The following is a 16,108-nucleotide window of genomic DNA, read 5'->3' as shown; positions in this document are numbered from 1 at the left end:
ACCGGGTTATACTGCCGCGCCGTTTTTGTACCGGTCATGCGTGCCCGGTATGCCCAGCGAAGATGTTTCCGACAGACCGATACACCAAGGTCGCAAACACCTTATTGATTGTATGTTCCCGTCTTATAGAGGAGCGCGACCCATGACCGTGATCAAGCAAGACGACCTGATTCAGAGCGTTGCTGACGCCCTGCAATTCATTTCCTATTACCACCCCGTTGACTTCATCCAGGCCATGCACGAAGCCTACCTGCGCGAAGAATCGCCAGCGGCCCGTGACTCGATGGCGCAAATCCTGATCAACTCGCGCATGTGTGCCACCGGCCACCGCCCGATCTGCCAGGACACCGGCATCGTCACCGTATTCGTACGCGTCGGCATGGACGTGCGCTGGGATGGCGCCACCATGGGCCTGGACGACATGATCAACGAAGGCGTGCGTCGCGCTTACAACCTGCCGGAAAACGTCTTGCGCGCTTCGATCCTGGCCGACCCGGCCGGTGCCCGTCGCAACACCAAGGACAACACCCCTGCGGTCATCCACTACTCCATCGTCCCGGGCAACACCGTGGAAGTGGACGTGGCAGCCAAGGGCGGCGGTTCCGAGAACAAGTCGAAAATGGCCATGCTCAACCCGTCCGACTCGATCGTTGACTGGGTGCTCAAGACCGTTCCGACCATGGGTGCGGGCTGGTGCCCACCGGGCATGCTCGGCATCGGCATCGGCGGCACCGCGGAAAAAGCCGCAGTGATGGCCAAAGAAGTGTTGATGGAATCCATCGACATTCACGACCTGATCAAGCGCGGCCCGTCCAACCGTATCGAAGAGATGCGCATCGAGCTGTTCGAGAAGGTCAACCAGCTGGGCATCGGCGCCCAGGGCCTGGGCGGCCTGACCACCGTGCTCGACGTCAAAATCATGGACTACCCGACCCACGCAGCTTCGCTGCCGGTGTGCATGATCCCGAACTGCGCGGCCACCCGTCACGCCCACTTCGTGCTCGACGGCTCCGGCCCGGCAGCCCTCGAAGCGCCACCGCTCGACGCCTACCCGGAAATCGTCTGGGAAGCAGGCCCGTCGGCCCGCCGTGTCAACCTCGACACCCTGACTCCGGAAGACGTACAGAGCTGGAAGCCGGGCGAAACCGTCCTGCTTAACGGCAAAATGCTCACAGGTCGCGACGCGGCGCACAAGCGCATGGTCGAAATGCTCAACAAGGGTGAAACCTTGCCGGTCGACCTGAAGGGTCGCTTTATCTACTACGTTGGCCCGGTTGATCCGGTGCGTGACGAAGTGGTTGGCCCTGCCGGCCCGACCACCGCGACGCGGATGGACAAGTTCACCCGTCAGATTCTTGATCAGACCGGCCTGCTGGGCATGATCGGCAAATCCGAGCGCGGCCCTACCGCCATCGAAGCGATCAAGGAACACAAAGCCGTGTACCTGATGGCCGTGGGTGGTGCTGCTTACCTGGTCGCCCAGGCGATCAAGAAGTCGCGCGTGGTGGCCTTTGCCGAACTGGGCATGGAAGCGATCTACGAGTTCGACGTCAAAGACATGCCGGTAACCGTGGCAGTCGACAGCAACGGCGAGTCGGTACACATCACCGGCCCGGCGATCTGGCAGAAGAAAATCAGCGACAGCCTGGCCGTAGAAGTGCAATAAGCGCTTTTTTAGCCAGACATGAGAAGGCCGGGTTATTAACCCGGCCTTTTTTATACCTGCCCAAAAACCCCTCACCCTAGCCCTCTCCCGGAGGGAGAGGGGACTAAAGGCAGAAGACACCGCCGATCAGCCCCCTCTCCCTCCGGGAGAGGGTTGGGGTGAGGGCAAGCCGTTAAAACGCGTTACGGAAGATCTCTTCAATCTGCCCCTGATCAGCCTTGCGCGGGTTAGTAAAGCCACAGGCATCCTTCAGCGCGTTGGTGGCCAGGATCGGGATGTCATCCAGCTTGGCGCCCAAATCCCGCAGCCCGGCAGGAATCTCGACGTCTTTGGCCAGGGTACGAATCGCCGCAATGGCTGCCTGCGCGCCCTCTTCCGGGCTCAAGCCACGTACATCGGCACCCAGCGCATGGGCCACATCGGTCAGGCGCGCTGCGCACACACTGGCGTTGAAGGTCTGCACATGGGGCAGTAACACTGCGTTGCACACACCGTGCGGCAGGTCGTAGAAACCACCCAACTGGTGCGCCATCGCATGCACAAAGCCCAGCGAGGCATTGTTGAAGGCCATGCCCGCGAGGAACTGCGCGTAAGCCATATTCTCCCGCGCCGTCAGATTCTTGCCATCACTTACCGCCTGGCGCAGGTTTTGACTGATCAGTTCCATCGCCTTGATCGCACAGGCGTCAGTAATCGGGTTGGCTGCCGTCGACACATACGCCTCGATGGCGTGGGTCAATGCGTCCATGCCCGTGGCGGCAGTCAGGCCTTTGGGCATCGCCACCATCAACTCAGGGTCATTAACCGACAGCAAAGGCGTCACGTTGCGATCGACAATGGCCATTTTCACGTGGCGCTCTTCATCAGTGATGATGCAAAAGCGCGTCATCTCACTGGCCGTACCCGCCGTGGTATTGATCGACACCAGCGGCAATTGCGGCTTGGCCGAACGGTCGACACCTTCGTAATCACGGATATGCCCGCCATTGGTGGCACACAGCGCAATGCCCTTGGCGCAGTCATGGGGCGAACCACCACCCAGCGACACAATAAAGTCGCACTGATGCTGCTTGAGCACCTTCAAACCCGCCTCGACGTTGGCAATGCTCGGGTTGGGCTTGGCGCCGTCGAAAATCACCGAATCAATATCCTGCAACGCGAGCTTCTCGGCGATCAGCGTCGCAACCCCCGCCTTGGCCAACCCCGCGTCGGTCACAATCAAGGCCTTGCGAAAACCATAATTGCGAATCGCAGTCATGGCCTCGTCCAGGCAACCGTTACCCATAATATTTACAGCAGGAATAAAGAAAGTGCTGGTCATGTCGAGTCCTCTTCGCGGGTCATTGGCTAATTCGGTCTCCACAGCTTCCTCCAATGGCAAAGCAGCAATGTTGATCTGGCTCAATACTTGAGCGTGATAAAGTCCGCTACCGCCCACGCCCCGAGACGATATTTGCGATGACACCCTTCCAGGAATTTGATGCCCAGCTAGAAGACTGGAACCTGTTACGTACCAGCACACCGTGCAGCGGGCTGCTGATCGGCAACGGTGCCAGCATGGCCGTGTGGCACGACTTTTATTACGACTCGCTGTTCGAAAAAGCCAAGAGCGTCGCCGAAAAGCCCCTCAGCCAGACCGAACTCAGCGTGTTCGAGGCCCTGAGCACCCGTAACTTCGAGCATGTGCTCAGCGCCCTGAAAACCGCGAGCAAGGTCAACAAGGCCCTGGCCATCAACTCGGCCTCGCCGCGCAAACGCTATTACGCGATCAAAGAAGCACTGATCAACTGCACCCAGGACGTGCATATTCCCTGGCGCCTGATGCAGCCTGAAACCCTGGCCTGCTGGAATCAAGAACTGGCGCGCTACGCTACGGTGTACTGCACCAACTACGACCTGCTCGCGCCCTGGGCCGTGATGCAGGCACCCAAAAGCTTCAATGACCTGTTCAACACCCCCCGGGCAACTTTCGAGCCTGGCGCGGCGCAGGCCAAAAGCAAGGCCACGCGGGTGCTGTATCTGCACGGCGCCCTGCATCTGGTAAAAAACCAGGAAGGCCAGGCGCGCAAACTGATAGCCAGCGAGCCCACACTCTTGAGCAACTTTGCGATCAACCACTCGATCAGCGCTCTGGACGATGTGCCGTTGTTTGTCTGCGAAACCAGCAGCGATGACAAGCGCAAATCCATACGACAGTCCGATTACCTGTCTTTTTGCCATGAACAGTTGATGAACCATAAAGACGCGCTGTGCATCTTCGGTCATAGCTTGGGCGAGCAGGATCAACACCTGATCGATGCCTTGCGCCAGGCACCGCTGAAAACCCTGTGCATCGCAATTTACCCGCGAAGCGAGGCGTTTATCCGCTTTCAGAAAAACCATTACACAGCGCTGTTTGCCGACAAGAAGCTTGAACTGCGCTTCTTTGATTCAAAAACCCATCCGTTGGGCAATACAAAGCATTCGGTGCCTGTGGAGGTGTAATAGCTTTGTAGTCGCTGCCGCAGGCTGCGAGATGGCCCCTGGGGATCTCATTTGAACGGGTTGCGGTGCAACCCTTCGCAGCCTGCGGCAGCGACTACAGGTTCAAAATTTCTCTTTGATCACCGTGGTCGGGCCATTGTGCTTGACGCTGGCAATGCCTTTATCCCGTGCGGCCTCAGAGGAATACAGCTCACTGGTACCGATGATCTGGTGATTGGCCGCCTTCAGGTTGAAGTACGGTTTGCCGTCCTTGGCGACTTTTTTCTCGTAGCGCTCATCCAGCGGGCTGTTGACCTGCACCGAGGCGATCCCGCCCTTGGCCGCCGCCAGCGTGGTGTATTGCTCGCTGACCAGAATGGTTTCGGCATTCGCCGCCTTCAGTACAAACCGGAACTGCCCGCTGCTGGTCTTGCTCAACTCGTACCAACCCGACATAGCCTTTCTCCTGAAATTAAGGGTTACCGCGCTTATTCAGTAAAGACGCCATGGGCTATTTATCCATTTATCGACAGGAATGAACGAAACCGGCATTTTCAACGAGACAAATAGCAATGGTTATCGATACCATTCGCAGCTTATTTGCATCGCTGTGTTTATAAGGATCCTCATGTCTGGCCTTAAACCCGACCCGCCCGCGGCCGATCACTTTCGCGAGTTCTATACGCAAATTTTGCACTTTCTGCGCAAGCGTACCGACAACACCTGCGATGCAGCCGACATGACCCAAGATGTTTTCACCCAATGGCTGGGCTATCAGGACCGGGGCAAAATCGAACAGCCACGGGCGTTTTTGTTCCAGATGGCGCGCAATCTGTTGCGCGATCACTGGCGTCGACAGCAAGTCCGACACGCCGCACAGGGTGAGCACAGCGAAAGTGAATCCGAGCCCATGAGCGATGAGAGGGATGACCCGATGGCCGCAGCCCAGCGTCTGCAACGCCTGGAGCACCTCAAACGCTTGCTCGCAGACCTCTCGCCCAGACGCCGCGAAGCCCTTATGCTGCACCGTTTTGAAGGTTTGAGTCAGGCACAGATTGCCGAACGCATGGGGATTTCCGTGAGCATGGTCGAAAAGCACATTGCCCTGGCCTTGCTGCACTGCAAGCAACATCTACAACGGGACAGCGGCAAGGAGCAGCCACAATGAGCCCTTTTCACACAGCCGGTCACGCCAGCATCGATGAGCAGGCGGCCCATTGGTTTACACGCAACCGTAATACCCGCGATCAAGACAATCGCGACCAATTCGACGCCTGGCACGCCAACCCGAGCCATGCCCGGGCCTACGCCGAATTTGAATCGTTGTGGGCAGATTTGGGTGAACTTGAAAAGATCAACTCGCCCGTACCGCTACCGGTTAAGCCCAGGCGTGCACGTGTTGCGCTGGCCACTGCCGCCGCCGTGCTTTGCGCCGTCTTTGCACTGAATCTGGGCGCCCCGGTGGCGCTGCATCAACAGCAGATCAACACACTGGCCCAGGGCGCGCGCACTGTATTGCTACCCGACGGCAGCACCCTTAACGTGAATGCCAACACCCGCCTGAGCCTGGACTTCAGCGCACACCAGCGTGACATTTATCTGGACCAGGGCCAGCTCTACATCGAAGTCGCGGCCAACAAGGAGCAACCACTGGTAGTGCATGCCGGGGATGCGCGCATCCGGGTGGTCGGCACGGGGTTTGATGTACGCCGCAGCGCGCGCCAATTAGTGGTCAGCGTGGCCCACGGCGAGGTTGCGTTCATGCCTGACGCCAAGTCTGCAGCACTGCTTGGTGCTCAACAACGCGCTACCTGGGACTACAACAGGGGGGCACTAAAAGAACAAACCTTGAATACGGGCGAAGTGGCGGACTGGCGCAGCGGCCATTTGTCGTTTCGCAACCGCGAACTGGCCAGCCTGGTGGACGAACTGGATTTATACCGCCCCGGTGTAATCCAGCTGGCCGAAGGTCCGATCGCAAACTACAAGGTCTCGGGCAATCTGGATGTCAGTGATCCGCTGGCGCTGGTCAAAGCTCTCCCTGCCCTGATCCCGGTTAAAAACGTGCTGCAGGACAACGGAAAAATCCGTATCGAGTCCCGCTAAAAAACATATGCGAATATTTTGCATTCGCATATGTGGTTTTTCAGTGTGCCGCGTCTTCCTTCGGTCTGCGTTGCTAACGCATGTCTTTTTTGGCCTTTGTTGCCACACCGGGGGATTACATGTTTCGCGCACCACATTACTTTTCGCACTTTTGCACCCGCCCGACCCTGCTGGCGGCTTGCCTGGCAATCAGCCTGCAAGCGCACGCAGAGTCGATCCAGTTGCAACTGCCAGCCCAATCGCTGGCCAGTTCGTTAAGTGAGGTGGCGCAGCAGGCAAAAATCCAGCTGCTGTTCGATGAAGCCTTGTTGCGCAACATCAATGCCCCTGCACTCAGCGGCGACTACAGCGCCCAACAGGCCATTGAACAGTTGCTCAAGGGCACCGATTTCAGCTTGGTACAGGTCGGGCGCACCTACGTTGTACGGCCAAAGGAAGACCGCAGCACCACCAGCAACAGCCTGGAACTGGGTGCTGTCAGCGTGGTGGGCAGCGGCAACGAGGTGGACTCCAGCAACGTTGGCAAATCCACCATGACGCAAACCCAGATCAATCAGTATCAGGCCAATAACATCCCCAGCCTGCTCGCCACCCTGCCGGGCATCAACCTCGGCGGCTCGCTCAAGCCCGGTGGCCAGACCATCAATATCTGGGGCATGGGTGAAGCCGAAGACGTACAAATGACCGTCGATGGCGCGACCAAAAGCGGCTTTGAACGCTACAAACAGGGCACGATTTTTATCGAACCCGAGCTGATCAAACGCCTGGAAGTCGAAAAAGGCCCCCACGATATCCACACCGGCAATGGCGGCTTCGCCGGTGTAGTGCATATGGAAACCAAGGACGCGACCGACTTGCTCGAAGAGGGCAAGAACACCGGCGCCATGCTCAAGTACGGCTACAGCAGCAACGACCATCAACAGGTCTACAGCGGCGCAGTCTACGGTCGCACCGAAGATGGTCGCGCCGACGCCCTGTTTTACTACACCAAGCGCGACGGCGACGATATGAAGCTGGCCGGTAAAATGCCCAACCCCGGCAATGTCTACCCGGTTAACCCCCAGCGTCTGCCCAATACGGCCCAGGATCTGGATGGCCAACTGCTCAAGCTCAACTTGCACCTCAATGACGAACACAGCGTGGGCATGTCTTACTCGCGCTCGAACAACTATTTGTGGGTGCCCTTCTCGGCCGTCAGTTACCCGGCGCCACCCAGCCAGGCCAATATCGACAAATTTGGTTACGACATAGCAGCGCGGCGCTACCTGTCCAACCGCTCGACGATCGACACCACCTGGTCGGCCAAATACAAATACGAACCCCTGGACAACCCGCTGGTGGATCTGGAGATCAAGTACTCGCACTCCAACACCGAACAAATCGACAAGCGTGACGCCCAGGCCTATACCCAGCCCACCAGCGGCGGGCGCAAGATGGAAACCGGCTACACCGATGACATGCTCCAGGTCGAGAACATCAGCCTGTTTGCCAGCGGCCCGCTGGACCATGCAGTGACCACCGGCGTGCAATTTCGCAAGCACCAGCGTGATGTGAACATGTGGATGCCGGGCGGCATCTACGACGTCGAAAAGTACAACTACGGCCACTACCAGCCCAACTTCATGCCCCGGGGCAAGGTCGACACCAACAGCTTCTATATTCAGGACGCCATCACCTGGGGTGACTTCACCCTCACGCCGTCCATGCGTTACGACCATGTACGCAATCGCGGCCAGGAAAACGACGCGCCGTACTACAACCACCCGGAATTGGGTCATGACTACAGCGACAAAACCTACACAGGCTGGTCGCCTCGCCTGTCAGCCTTCTGGAAAATCACCCCGCAAACCGCCCTGTTCCTGAACTACAGCAAAACCTGGCGCGCCCCGGTGATTGACGAGCAATACGAAGTTCAAGGCGTCGGCAGCCGCACCTCCAGCAGCCTGGGCCTTGATCCGGAACGCATCACCGGCTGGCGTGGCGGCAACATCACCACCTTCGACAAGATTTTTGGCGACAACGACCACGCCCTTGTGCGCACCACCCTGTTCCGCAACACCGTCGACGACGAGATTTTCAAGGCCACGGGCGTAGGCTGCGCCGCGCAAACTCCCACGCTCAGCATGAGCGATGCGTGCGGGCCCAACATGCCCAACTACCGCAATATTGGCAGCGTGACCATCAAAGGCTTCGAAATCGAGAGCTTCTACGAGTCCACGTACGTGTTCGGATCACTGTCATACGCATGGATGACCGGCAAACACCAAGGCGCCTACACCAACCCTTGGGGCCCCAACGTCTGGGCGCGTGACATACCCGCTCCCAAGTGGATTGCCGTACTGGGTACCAAGATCCCGAGCCTGGATGCCCGGATTGGCTGGAAGGGAGAATTCGTACGCAAAACCGACCGTCTGCCGAGCGACAACTACTACAGCAGCCCGATCAGTGCGCTGGGCGACCGCTACTGGGACCAGTTCCCCAACGACAGCTACAACGTGCAGGGCCTGTTTGCCAACTGGAAGCCGCAGCAGCCGTACCTCAAGGGCACTGAAGTCAACTTCACCCTGGACAACATGTTCAATAAAAACTATCAGCCGATGCTCAGTGGCGAAAACGCCTACAGCCAGGGCCGCAATGCCAAGATCAGCGTGACGCGGTTCTTCTAAAAGCACCCTCACCCTCTGGGAGTGGGTCGGGGTGAGGGCAAGGGTTTCATTGGCCTCGGACAGAACGAGATACCACACTTAGCTCTGGCGCCTGCACCCGACGCTGGCTCAAATACCGGGTACAGCTCACACGTAAAAACGAGGCGAAGTTAACGACTTCGCCACGATAATCCATCACCTCTTCATAGAGCTTGGCCACCAACTGGTTGGTGGTCATCCCGTCTGTTTCGGCAATTTCGCTGAGAATGTCCCAGAACTGGTTTTCCAGGCGCAAAGTGGTGACCACGCCACAGATACGCAATGAGCGCGAACGTGACTCGTAAAGAATCGGATCGGCTTTTACATACAGTTCACACATGGTCACAGCCTCTGGTTACAGAGTGATTTTAGTACCGAGCAACCCCAAGAACGCCGCCAGCCACGCAGGATGTGCCGGCCATGCAGGGGCTGTGGCCAGGTTGCCCTGTACATGGGCCTTGGTCACGTCGATATCGATATAGGTACCGCCCGCCAGACGCACTTCCGGCGCACACGCAGGGTAAGCGCTGCACTCACGGCCTTCCAGCGTGCCAGCAGCCGCCAGCAGTTGCGCGCCGTGGCACACAGCCGCAATCGGCTTGCCCGCCTTGTCGAAGTCACGCACAAGCTCCAGCACCTTTTCATTCAGACGCAGGTATTCCGGCGCTCGGCCACCCGGGACCAACAGGGCGTCGTAATCGCTGGCTTTAACCTTGTCGAAATCGAAATTCAGGGCAAACAGATGACCGGGCTTCTCGCTGTAGGTCTGGTCGCCCTCGAAGTCGTGGATGGCAGTGCGCACGGTCTGGCCCGTAGTCTTGCCCGGACACACCGCATGTACCTGATGGCCGACCATCAGCAGCGCCTGAAACGGCACCATCACTTCGTAGTCTTCGACGTAATCGCCAACCAGCATCAGAATTTTTTTCGCCGCCATGGTGCGTGCTCCTGTGGGGTAAGACCTTGGGCCAGTAAGAGTAGCCAAGGTAACCCCTGAGCGCCCGGGCGGGTAATAGCCACGTACTACGTACCCGCCGGATGCCACTTACAGGTTTATTTCAGTAAACCGTCTGCTTGCAGGAGGGTTTCGAGGCAATGTTCCTGAATATTGTAGAACGCCTTGAGCTCCTGGATTTTCACCAGCAACTGCGCCGGGTCAGCAGGTTCGGCACGTTTGACCGCGAGGATCATCTTGTTTTTGTTGGTATGTTCCAGCGAGATGAACTCGAACACTTTGGTTTCATAGCCGCAGGCTTCGAGGTACAGCGCACGCAGGCTGTCGGTGACCATTTCGGCCTGCTGGCCCAGGTGCAGACCGTATTGCAGCATAGGCTTGAGCAACGCCGGGCTCTGGATTTGCAGGCGGATCTGTTTATGGCAGCACGGCGAGCACATGATGATTGCCGCCCCGGAACGAATGCCCATATGAATCGCGTAGTCGGTGGCAATGTCACAGGCATGCAGTGCGATCATCACGTCGATCGGGGTGGGTGCAAAACTGCGCACATCGCCGTGCTGGAAGGTCAGGCCCGGGTGTTCCAGGCGCTGAGCAGCGTTGTTGCACAGCGTGACCATGTCTTCGCGCAGCTCAACCCCGGTGACCAGGCCTTCAGCTTGCAGGCTGTGGCGCAGGTAATCGTGAATGGCAAACGTCAGGTAACCCTTGCCGGAACCAAAATCCACGACCTTGACCGGCTGATCGAGCTTGAGCGGCGAATTGCTCAGGGCGTGGGAAAACACCTCGATAAACTTATTGATCTGCTTCCACTTGCGCGACATCGCCGGGATCAGTTCTTGCTGCTTGTTGGTCACCCCCAGGTCCGCCAGAAACGGCCGGGTCAGATCCAGAAAGCGATTTTTCTCACGATTATGTTCTGCCGACGGTACTTCGCGCTCTTGTTGGCTTTTGCCTTTGAACAGCGAGCTTTTACCCTTTTTGCTGTATTCAAGCTGCACTTCGTCGGTGAGGGTCAGCAGGTGGGCATTCTTGAACGCTTCGGGCAGCAGGCCGGCAATGATCGCCACGCCTTCGTCCAGCGGGAAATTCTTGGTGATATCGCGGGTTTTATAGCGATATACAAAGGACAGGCAAGGCTGCTCCTTGACCGTCACCTGCTTGATGATCACCCGCTGCAATTCAGCCTCGGAGCCGACGTATTTGGCCAGCACCAGCTTGATAAAGGAATTCTGGGCCAGACCGGTTTCCAGCAGGTTCAAAAATTGCGCACGATGATCCGGCACAGACGCGGCGGTGGTAGCAGTCACTGACATTGAAAAAGGTGCCTCGGGGATGCAGGAGGGAAAATCAGAAAACGAATGGCGGGTATTTTAGGCGTGTTGGGCGCGCAGGGCACGGGGTAATTTTTCAGACACGATATTGCAGGGCCCGGTTAGAGCCGCACGTGTTGCCTTCGCATATCAGTGAAACAAAACAGATGCCGGCCGGCATATATTCAGAGAGCCCATGAGCGAGAAGCATTATCAAAACCAACGAGTCACTTCATCTTCCACATTGACAAACTACATATAACCATCACTGGTTCCTGTGCAACATCCATATTGATCGCCAGCATCATAGGTTTTACCTGCGACAATAATACTGATGCCCACATTGGCTACGTCATGAGGAGGAGGTGCCGGGGAAGGAATGGTCGGCCCCGGCGGACTGTACGTACCACTTATAAAACCACTACCGCCGCCACCGCCACCTCGCTTGTCGGGTTCATCGGGCATTACCACAGAAGATGGCAGCAGCTCACCTGTATCCGACTTCCAGTTGCAGGACAACATCATATTGGCATATGCCATTCTGATAGTATTTCGATCAACAATCCTCATGTCTGGCGCGCATACATAATCGAGGTAATTGTCGGAAGGGTTATTTACAAAAAAATCACGAGCGGACTTTATGATTTTATCAACTGATTGAGATTCTCTAATTGAATACAAACCTGCACTTACAGAAACCAATGTAAAAAAACCTACCAGCCCAGCGCTGCACCTGCCAACACAGTCATTGTACCGATTACTCCAGCGACGTTCCCGACCAAGCTTACAACATCACCATCGCTGATACCCTCCCCCTCTCTCACGTCAATTCCAATCTTCAAAAAGGTTATGGTGCCTGCAACTACATTCGCCGGCATACTAATAATCGGCACATAGGGGCCCGCCAACTTGGTGACTGAAGTAACACTCGCAACGACTGCTCCGGTCTGCGCAGATTGATTCAAAAGAACCATGCCATCGCTGTTTACTATAAACTGATCAGCCACTGCTGCCGAACCCGCACCGACAGTAACACCATCATTCAAAACACCTACAATTATTTCAGCCTTCCCTACCATCTGTTAATCCTCAATTATTGTTTTAAACGCGAGAGTCATCCTAACCTGATCACATTTGACTGAAGGTGATCGAGCGGCATGGGGGATTCGCCCATCGAATACCACCACTCGCCTTGACTTAGGTAGCACCACCTTAATAATGTTTTCTTTGGTATCATCATAAAAAATCAGTTCGCCACCCCATGAGGTCGGCCAATATTCATTGCAAAACACGATAGTGGTCAAACCCGGATGGACCTTATTATCTCGATGAATAATCGTGTCCTGCCCGAATGTCTGTCCATTTGCATAAACACCCAGCAAGGTTACTTTAAATTCATGCAATGCCAGAGTTCGCTCCCACACACCAGTCAAAAAATTCCAAGACTGATTACCCCTTAATTCTTCTAGACTGGACTGACCCAACGGGCGCCCCTTGCCTGCTATAAAAACATGCCAGCATGGTCTCACAAAGGGTAAAGCCTCATAGTTTGGCCAGTTATACCGCCACACTTCTCCCTTGAGTAGAATATTGATTTCACTCTCTTCAGCCTCCGTCAAAAAATCATCAATGACACAAATTGATTCGTCAACTCTTTCTATCCTCATTGAGCACCTTCTTATAGCGACCTCGATTACAAATACCGCACCTAATTATAAAAAAAACAAAATAACCTGAAGCCAAGCACGCATAAACAATCATAAAATAATTGCTACCATTACTATATTTTGCCCACCACTCTATCTGCTGACGACTCATCACCAATCGAAACTCATCATCATAAACCGCCCATACAAACTGATCATCACTGCCCGAATCTACAGCCACCCACAACCCCTTAAACTTGTGAACATTCAGCTCGCCCGTATCGGCATGAGAAAACTCAATCTTATAGCTGTATTCCCCTCTATCGCACACCACATTAAAATGTAAACTTTTTTTTGCCTTGGAAACATTCAAAAGCCGAGTAACATAAGCACTGCGCAACACCAGCTTTTCTGGCACTACCGGTATTTCTATCAGAGCATCCCACATCCTAAAACCCAACCAAAACATAAGCAGACAACCCATAAACATAAACACCAGCTCACAACGGGTCGCCACATACCCAGGTGGAATATAAAAAGATGATTTCTTCACTTCAGCCTCAAATCAAGACAAACTTAAATTAAACTCCAGAGCCCAGACCAACAACCCTAACAATGTAGGGGGTCAGGCATGCCCTCTGCTCCCATACGACCTACAAGCACTATTAACATCATGCGATTTTCAACCCCATACTTGGCCAGCAATGATGAAGCGTGATCCCTGACCGTAAAGTTACTGATACTCAAGCTCCGCGCTATCTTCTTGTTTGTGTGCCCTTGCATCAGCAAATCAAGCACTTGCTTTTCTCTGCAGGTGAGACTCAATCCCTTTCTCCCCAATTGCCATCCCTATGCAGCAACGACATTCCAATTCACATTCAAAAAACCGACACACAATAAAACCTAGCCATCATTTAAAAAAATGACAACAAGAATTCTCATAAAATTAAGCATCAGAAATATCGAGAACCGACACCACTAACAAACAGGAATTAACCCACAAATACATAAGAAACAAGAGTATAAACCGAGCATTATAAAGTCCGACACTTCTGAGAAAAGTGTCGGAAATATCAAAAATCAAAAACCGCGCAATTACAACATCACCAACCGATTCGGCAGTTGGTTGCGCGTTTGGGTTTTTGGTATGTGCTGTGCGAGCACTTCAGCGCAGGCATCGATGCAGGTGATAAAACCTTCGGCCGTATGCCCCAGCGCCACGCGCCGCACGAAATCGCTGACGATAGTGCCCCAGTCGCTGTCGTCCAGATGGCGGGATACCCCTTCATCCACCAGGATTTCGACATAACGCTCGGCTTCGCTGACAAAGATCAGCACGCCGGTGCGCCCTGCAGTGTGGTGCAGTTTTTGTTCGAGAAACTGGCGCCGGGCCAGGTTACTGGCACGCCAATGCCGCACACGGGGCGGAATCAGGCGAGTGGTGATGGCCGGGATGCGAAAGATCAGGCTAAGAAAGACAAAACAGGCCCATTGCAACATCAGCAATGTGTAAGTCGCCAGGCCGCTATTTAAAAAGTGCACCACGGCGGGAAGCACCAGGGCAATCAGGCTGGCCCATAGCAAGGGGATATAGCTGTAATCATCGGCACGGGGGGCCAGCACGGTGACGATTTCGGCGTCGGTACGCAGTTCGGCACGGGTGACCGCTTCTTCAACTTGCCGTTGTTGCTCTTGGGTTAACAAAGCCATAAATATCGATACTCGTTGAAAGATGAATTACCAGCCACCGGAAGCACCGCCGCCGCCAAAACTGCCGCCACCGCCGCGAAAACCACCGCCTCCCCCGCCACCAAAGCCGCCACCGCCAAAACCGCCCGAACGCGAGCCGCCGCCGCCCGAGTTGCAAATGCCATAGAACTGGCAGACCGCAACGACCAGAACAAACAGTATAAAAAGCAGCACGACCACGCCCGGGTGCTCGGCCATAAAGTCATCGCCACTGCCCTGCCCGCTCGCGTAGGCCGGCTCGGCCAGGGCAGTGCCGCCCAATACTTGCAGGATGGCACCCACCCCGTCGCTGATACCTTGGTTGTAGTTACCGGCCTTGAAGGCAGGCGTGATGACCTGATTGATGATGACCGAAGCCTGGGCATCGGTGAGGCGGTCTTCCAGACCATAACCGACCTCGATGCGCAACTTGCGGTCATCGCGGGCCACGATCAGCAGGGCGCCGTTGTTCTTGTCCTTTTGCCCGATGCCCCAGGCACGACCCAGTTGGTAGCCGAAATCCTCGATGGGCGTGCCTTGCAGGTCGGGTACGGTGACCACCACCACTTGCTCGCCCGTGGCTTTTTCGTGGGCTTGCAGGGTTTGCGTCAAGTGTTCACGGGTGGCGGGGTCTAGCATCTGCCCTTCGTCCACCACCCGCCCGCTGAGCGCGGGAAAGGTCAGCGCCTGGGCCGTAGCTATAAATAGCCACAGCAACAGGCCCAGCCCCAGTTTTGATACGCGCATCGCTACCTCGGTATTGAAAGCCCGGGTTCTTGTAGTCGCTGCCGCAGGCTGCGATGGGGTTCGCAGGGTCTTTGAGGTAACGGTTTGCTCCGCAAACCTTCGCAGCCTGCGGCAGCGACTACAACGTCACACAAGCAATTAGAACTTCACTTCAGGCGCTTTGTCGGCGTCCGGGGTGGTGGCTTCGAATGTGGAGCGCACTGGCAGGTCGCTGTACATCACGGCATGCCACAAACGACCCGGGAAGGTGCGGATCTCGGTGTTGTAGCGCTCAACGGCGAGGATAAAGTCACGCCGCGCCACACTGATGCGGTTTTCCGTGCCTTCCAGCTGCGATTGCAACGACAGGAAGTTCTGGTTGGACTTGAGATCCGGATAACGCTCGGATACCACCATCAACCGGCTCAAGGCTCCGGTCAGCTGGTTCTGCGCTTCCTGGAACTGCTTGAGCTTTTCCGGATTGTTCAGCGTGCTCGCATCAACCTGGATCGAAGTGGCCTTGGCCCGCGCTTCAATCACCGCTGTGAGGGTGGCCTGCTCCTGCTTGGCCGCGCCCTTGACTGTCTCGACCAGATTGGGGATCAGGTCGGAACGACGCTGATACTGGTTCTGCACTTGTGACCAGGCCGCCTTGACCTGCTCGTCGAGGGTGGGAATGGTGTTGATCCCGCACCCGGCCAGCACACTGCTCAAGGCCAGCAGGGCGATAACTTTCCAGCCCGGGGCGCTAATACTTTGTATACCCATGCTTGTGATGCTCCGAAATATCGACATTAAGTTTATTGACCACACACCACGCC

18 protein-coding genes are annotated in these 16,108 nt (G+C 55.9%); 5 read left to right on the top strand and 13 right to left on the bottom strand.

Translation table 11 applies throughout. The annotated features are described in order from the left end of the window. Positions 1–142 precede the first annotated feature (142 nt). Positions 143–1,666 (top strand): fumarate hydratase, encoded by a 1,524-nt coding sequence (locus CJU81_RS03615; protein WP_016782200.1) that lies wholly within the window; start codon positions 143–145, stop codon positions 1,664–1,666. 172 nt (positions 1,667–1,838) lie between these two features. Here the strand turns inward: CJU81_RS03615 and yiaY are convergent, their stop codons facing one another. After that, entirely contained in the window at positions 1,839–2,987 is a 1,149-nt protein-coding gene (gene yiaY / locus CJU81_RS03610) for an L-threonine dehydrogenase (protein ID WP_095029665.1), read from the bottom strand. A gap of 137 nt (positions 2,988–3,124) precedes the next feature. On the opposite strand from yiaY, the gene CJU81_RS03605 reads away from it, so the two are divergent. Next, positions 3,125–4,150, top strand: a complete 1,026-nt coding sequence (locus CJU81_RS03605; protein WP_095035526.1) for a DUF4917 family protein — start codon at positions 3,125–3,127, stop codon at positions 4,148–4,150. A gap of 102 nt (positions 4,151–4,252) precedes the next feature. Here the strand turns inward: CJU81_RS03605 and CJU81_RS03600 are convergent, their stop codons facing one another. Then, positions 4,253–4,585, bottom strand: coding sequence for a YegP family protein (locus CJU81_RS03600; RefSeq protein WP_095001804.1), 333 nt, complete (start codon positions 4,583–4,585; stop codon positions 4,253–4,255). 172 nt (positions 4,586–4,757) lie between these two features. Between CJU81_RS03600 and CJU81_RS03595 the strand changes: the two genes are divergently transcribed. The 3 genes from CJU81_RS03595 (at position 4,758) to CJU81_RS03585 (ending at position 8,901) form a co-directional block, all read left to right on the top strand. Further along, complete coding sequence (locus CJU81_RS03595) at positions 4,758–5,297, top strand: RNA polymerase sigma factor (protein ID WP_095035525.1); 540 nt, start codon at positions 4,758–4,760, stop codon at positions 5,295–5,297. Continuing rightward, a complete protein-coding gene (locus tag CJU81_RS03590; RefSeq protein ID WP_095035524.1) occupies positions 5,294–6,235 on the top strand; it encodes a FecR family protein in 942 nt (313 codons plus the stop codon). The genes CJU81_RS03595 and CJU81_RS03590 overlap by 4 nt, the downstream gene beginning before the upstream one ends. A gap of 119 nt (positions 6,236–6,354) precedes the next feature. Then, positions 6,355–8,901, top strand: a complete 2,547-nt coding sequence (locus CJU81_RS03585; protein ID WP_095035567.1) for a TonB-dependent receptor — start codon at positions 6,355–6,357, stop codon at positions 8,899–8,901. Positions 8,902–8,947: 46 nt separating this feature from the next. Here the strand turns inward: CJU81_RS03585 and CJU81_RS03580 are convergent, their stop codons facing one another. The 11 genes from CJU81_RS03580 to CJU81_RS03535 all read right to left on the bottom strand — a co-directional run bounded on the left by CJU81_RS03580 (position 8,948) and on the right by CJU81_RS03535 (position 16,055). Continuing rightward, complete coding sequence (locus tag CJU81_RS03580; RefSeq protein ID WP_095035523.1) at positions 8,948–9,259, bottom strand: ribbon-helix-helix domain-containing protein; 312 nt, start codon at positions 9,257–9,259, stop codon at positions 8,948–8,950. A gap of 15 nt (positions 9,260–9,274) precedes the next feature. Continuing rightward, complete coding sequence (locus CJU81_RS03575) at positions 9,275–9,856, bottom strand: DJ-1/PfpI family protein (RefSeq protein ID WP_095035522.1); 582 nt, start codon at positions 9,854–9,856, stop codon at positions 9,275–9,277. Positions 9,857–9,972: 116 nt separating this feature from the next. Next, positions 9,973–11,190 carry a class I SAM-dependent methyltransferase gene (locus CJU81_RS03570; protein WP_088377899.1) on the bottom strand — a complete coding sequence of 406 codons (1,218 nt, stop codon included), beginning with the start codon at positions 11,188–11,190 and terminating at the stop codon, positions 9,973–9,975. Between the two features lie 249 nt (positions 11,191–11,439). Further along, on the bottom strand, positions 11,440–11,889 hold the full coding sequence (locus tag CJU81_RS23655) for a hypothetical protein (RefSeq protein WP_141232560.1): 450 nt from the start codon (positions 11,887–11,889) through the stop codon (positions 11,440–11,442). Positions 11,890–11,900: 11 nt separating this feature from the next. After that, positions 11,901–12,266: a hypothetical protein gene (locus CJU81_RS03565; RefSeq protein ID WP_095035521.1), complete on the bottom strand. Its 366-nt coding sequence runs from the start codon at positions 12,264–12,266 to the stop codon at positions 11,901–11,903. 3 nt (positions 12,267–12,269) lie between these two features. Then, entirely contained in the window at positions 12,270–12,854 is a 585-nt protein-coding gene (locus tag CJU81_RS03560; RefSeq protein WP_095035520.1) for a 2OG-Fe(II) oxygenase, read from the bottom strand. Further along, positions 12,835–13,386: a hypothetical protein gene (locus CJU81_RS03555; RefSeq protein WP_141232559.1), complete on the bottom strand. Its 552-nt coding sequence runs from the start codon at positions 13,384–13,386 to the stop codon at positions 12,835–12,837. The genes CJU81_RS03560 and CJU81_RS03555 overlap by 20 nt, the downstream gene beginning before the upstream one ends. A 56-nt stretch (positions 13,387–13,442) precedes the next feature. After that, positions 13,443–13,658 carry a LuxR C-terminal-related transcriptional regulator gene (locus CJU81_RS03550; RefSeq protein ID WP_095035566.1) on the bottom strand — a complete coding sequence of 72 codons (216 nt, stop codon included), beginning with the start codon at positions 13,656–13,658 and terminating at the stop codon, positions 13,443–13,445. A gap of 270 nt (positions 13,659–13,928) precedes the next feature. Next, positions 13,929–14,543, bottom strand: a complete 615-nt coding sequence (locus CJU81_RS03545) for a TPM domain-containing protein (RefSeq protein ID WP_095035518.1) — start codon at positions 14,541–14,543, stop codon at positions 13,929–13,931. A 27-nt stretch (positions 14,544–14,570) separates the two neighbouring features. Then, on the bottom strand, positions 14,571–15,308 hold the full coding sequence (locus CJU81_RS24335) for a TPM domain-containing protein (RefSeq protein WP_095035517.1): 738 nt from the start codon (positions 15,306–15,308) through the stop codon (positions 14,571–14,573). Between the two features lie 138 nt (positions 15,309–15,446). Further along, entirely contained in the window at positions 15,447–16,055 is a 609-nt protein-coding gene (locus CJU81_RS03535) for a LemA family protein (protein WP_095035516.1), read from the bottom strand. Positions 16,056–16,108 lie beyond the last annotated feature (53 nt).

This window comes from Pseudomonas fragi, assembly GCF_002269505.1.
Taxonomy (GTDB): domain Bacteria; phylum Pseudomonadota; class Gammaproteobacteria; order Pseudomonadales; family Pseudomonadaceae; genus Aquipseudomonas; species Aquipseudomonas fragi_D.
The sequence above is the reverse complement of the archived record's forward strand: the minus strand, read 5'-3'. Positions and strand labels throughout refer to the sequence as shown.

Bases quoted from the DNA above. Each gene is read 5' to 3' on its own strand.
- CJU81_RS03595 (WP_095035525.1), top strand. From the start codon at position 4,758: ATGTCTGGCCTTAAACCCGACCCGCCCGCGGCCGATCACTTTCGCGAG.
- CJU81_RS03585 (WP_095035567.1), top strand. From the start codon at position 6,355: ATGTTTCGCGCACCACATTACTTTTCGCACTTTTGCACCCGCCCGACC.
- CJU81_RS03615 (WP_016782200.1), top strand. From the start codon at position 143: ATGACCGTGATCAAGCAAGACGACCTGATTCAGAGCGTTGCTGACGCC.
- CJU81_RS03575 (WP_095035522.1), bottom strand. From the start codon at position 9,856: ATGGCGGCGAAAAAAATTCTGATGCTGGTTGGCGATTACGTCGAAGAC.
- CJU81_RS03565 (WP_095035521.1), bottom strand. From the start codon at position 12,266: ATGGTAGGGAAGGCTGAAATAATTGTAGGTGTTTTGAATGATGGTGTT.
- CJU81_RS03560 (WP_095035520.1), bottom strand. From the start codon at position 12,854: ATGAGGATAGAAAGAGTTGACGAATCAATTTGTGTCATTGATGATTTT.
- CJU81_RS03570 (WP_088377899.1), bottom strand. From the start codon at position 11,190: ATGTCAGTGACTGCTACCACCGCCGCGTCTGTGCCGGATCATCGTGCG.
- CJU81_RS24335 (WP_095035517.1), bottom strand. From the start codon at position 15,308: ATGCGCGTATCAAAACTGGGGCTGGGCCTGTTGCTGTGGCTATTTATA.
- CJU81_RS03605 (WP_095035526.1), top strand. From the start codon at position 3,125: ATGACACCCTTCCAGGAATTTGATGCCCAGCTAGAAGACTGGAACCTG.
- CJU81_RS03535 (WP_095035516.1), bottom strand. From the start codon at position 16,055: ATGGGTATACAAAGTATTAGCGCCCCGGGCTGGAAAGTTATCGCCCTG.
- CJU81_RS03600 (WP_095001804.1), bottom strand. From the start codon at position 4,585: ATGTCGGGTTGGTACGAGTTGAGCAAGACCAGCAGCGGGCAGTTCCGG.
- CJU81_RS03545 (WP_095035518.1), bottom strand. From the start codon at position 14,543: ATGGCTTTGTTAACCCAAGAGCAACAACGGCAAGTTGAAGAAGCGGTC.
- yiaY (WP_095029665.1), bottom strand. From the start codon at position 2,987: ATGACCAGCACTTTCTTTATTCCTGCTGTAAATATTATGGGTAACGGT.
- CJU81_RS03590 (WP_095035524.1), top strand. From the start codon at position 5,294: ATGAGCCCTTTTCACACAGCCGGTCACGCCAGCATCGATGAGCAGGCG.
- CJU81_RS03580 (WP_095035523.1), bottom strand. From the start codon at position 9,259: ATGTGTGAACTGTATGTAAAAGCCGATCCGATTCTTTACGAGTCACGT.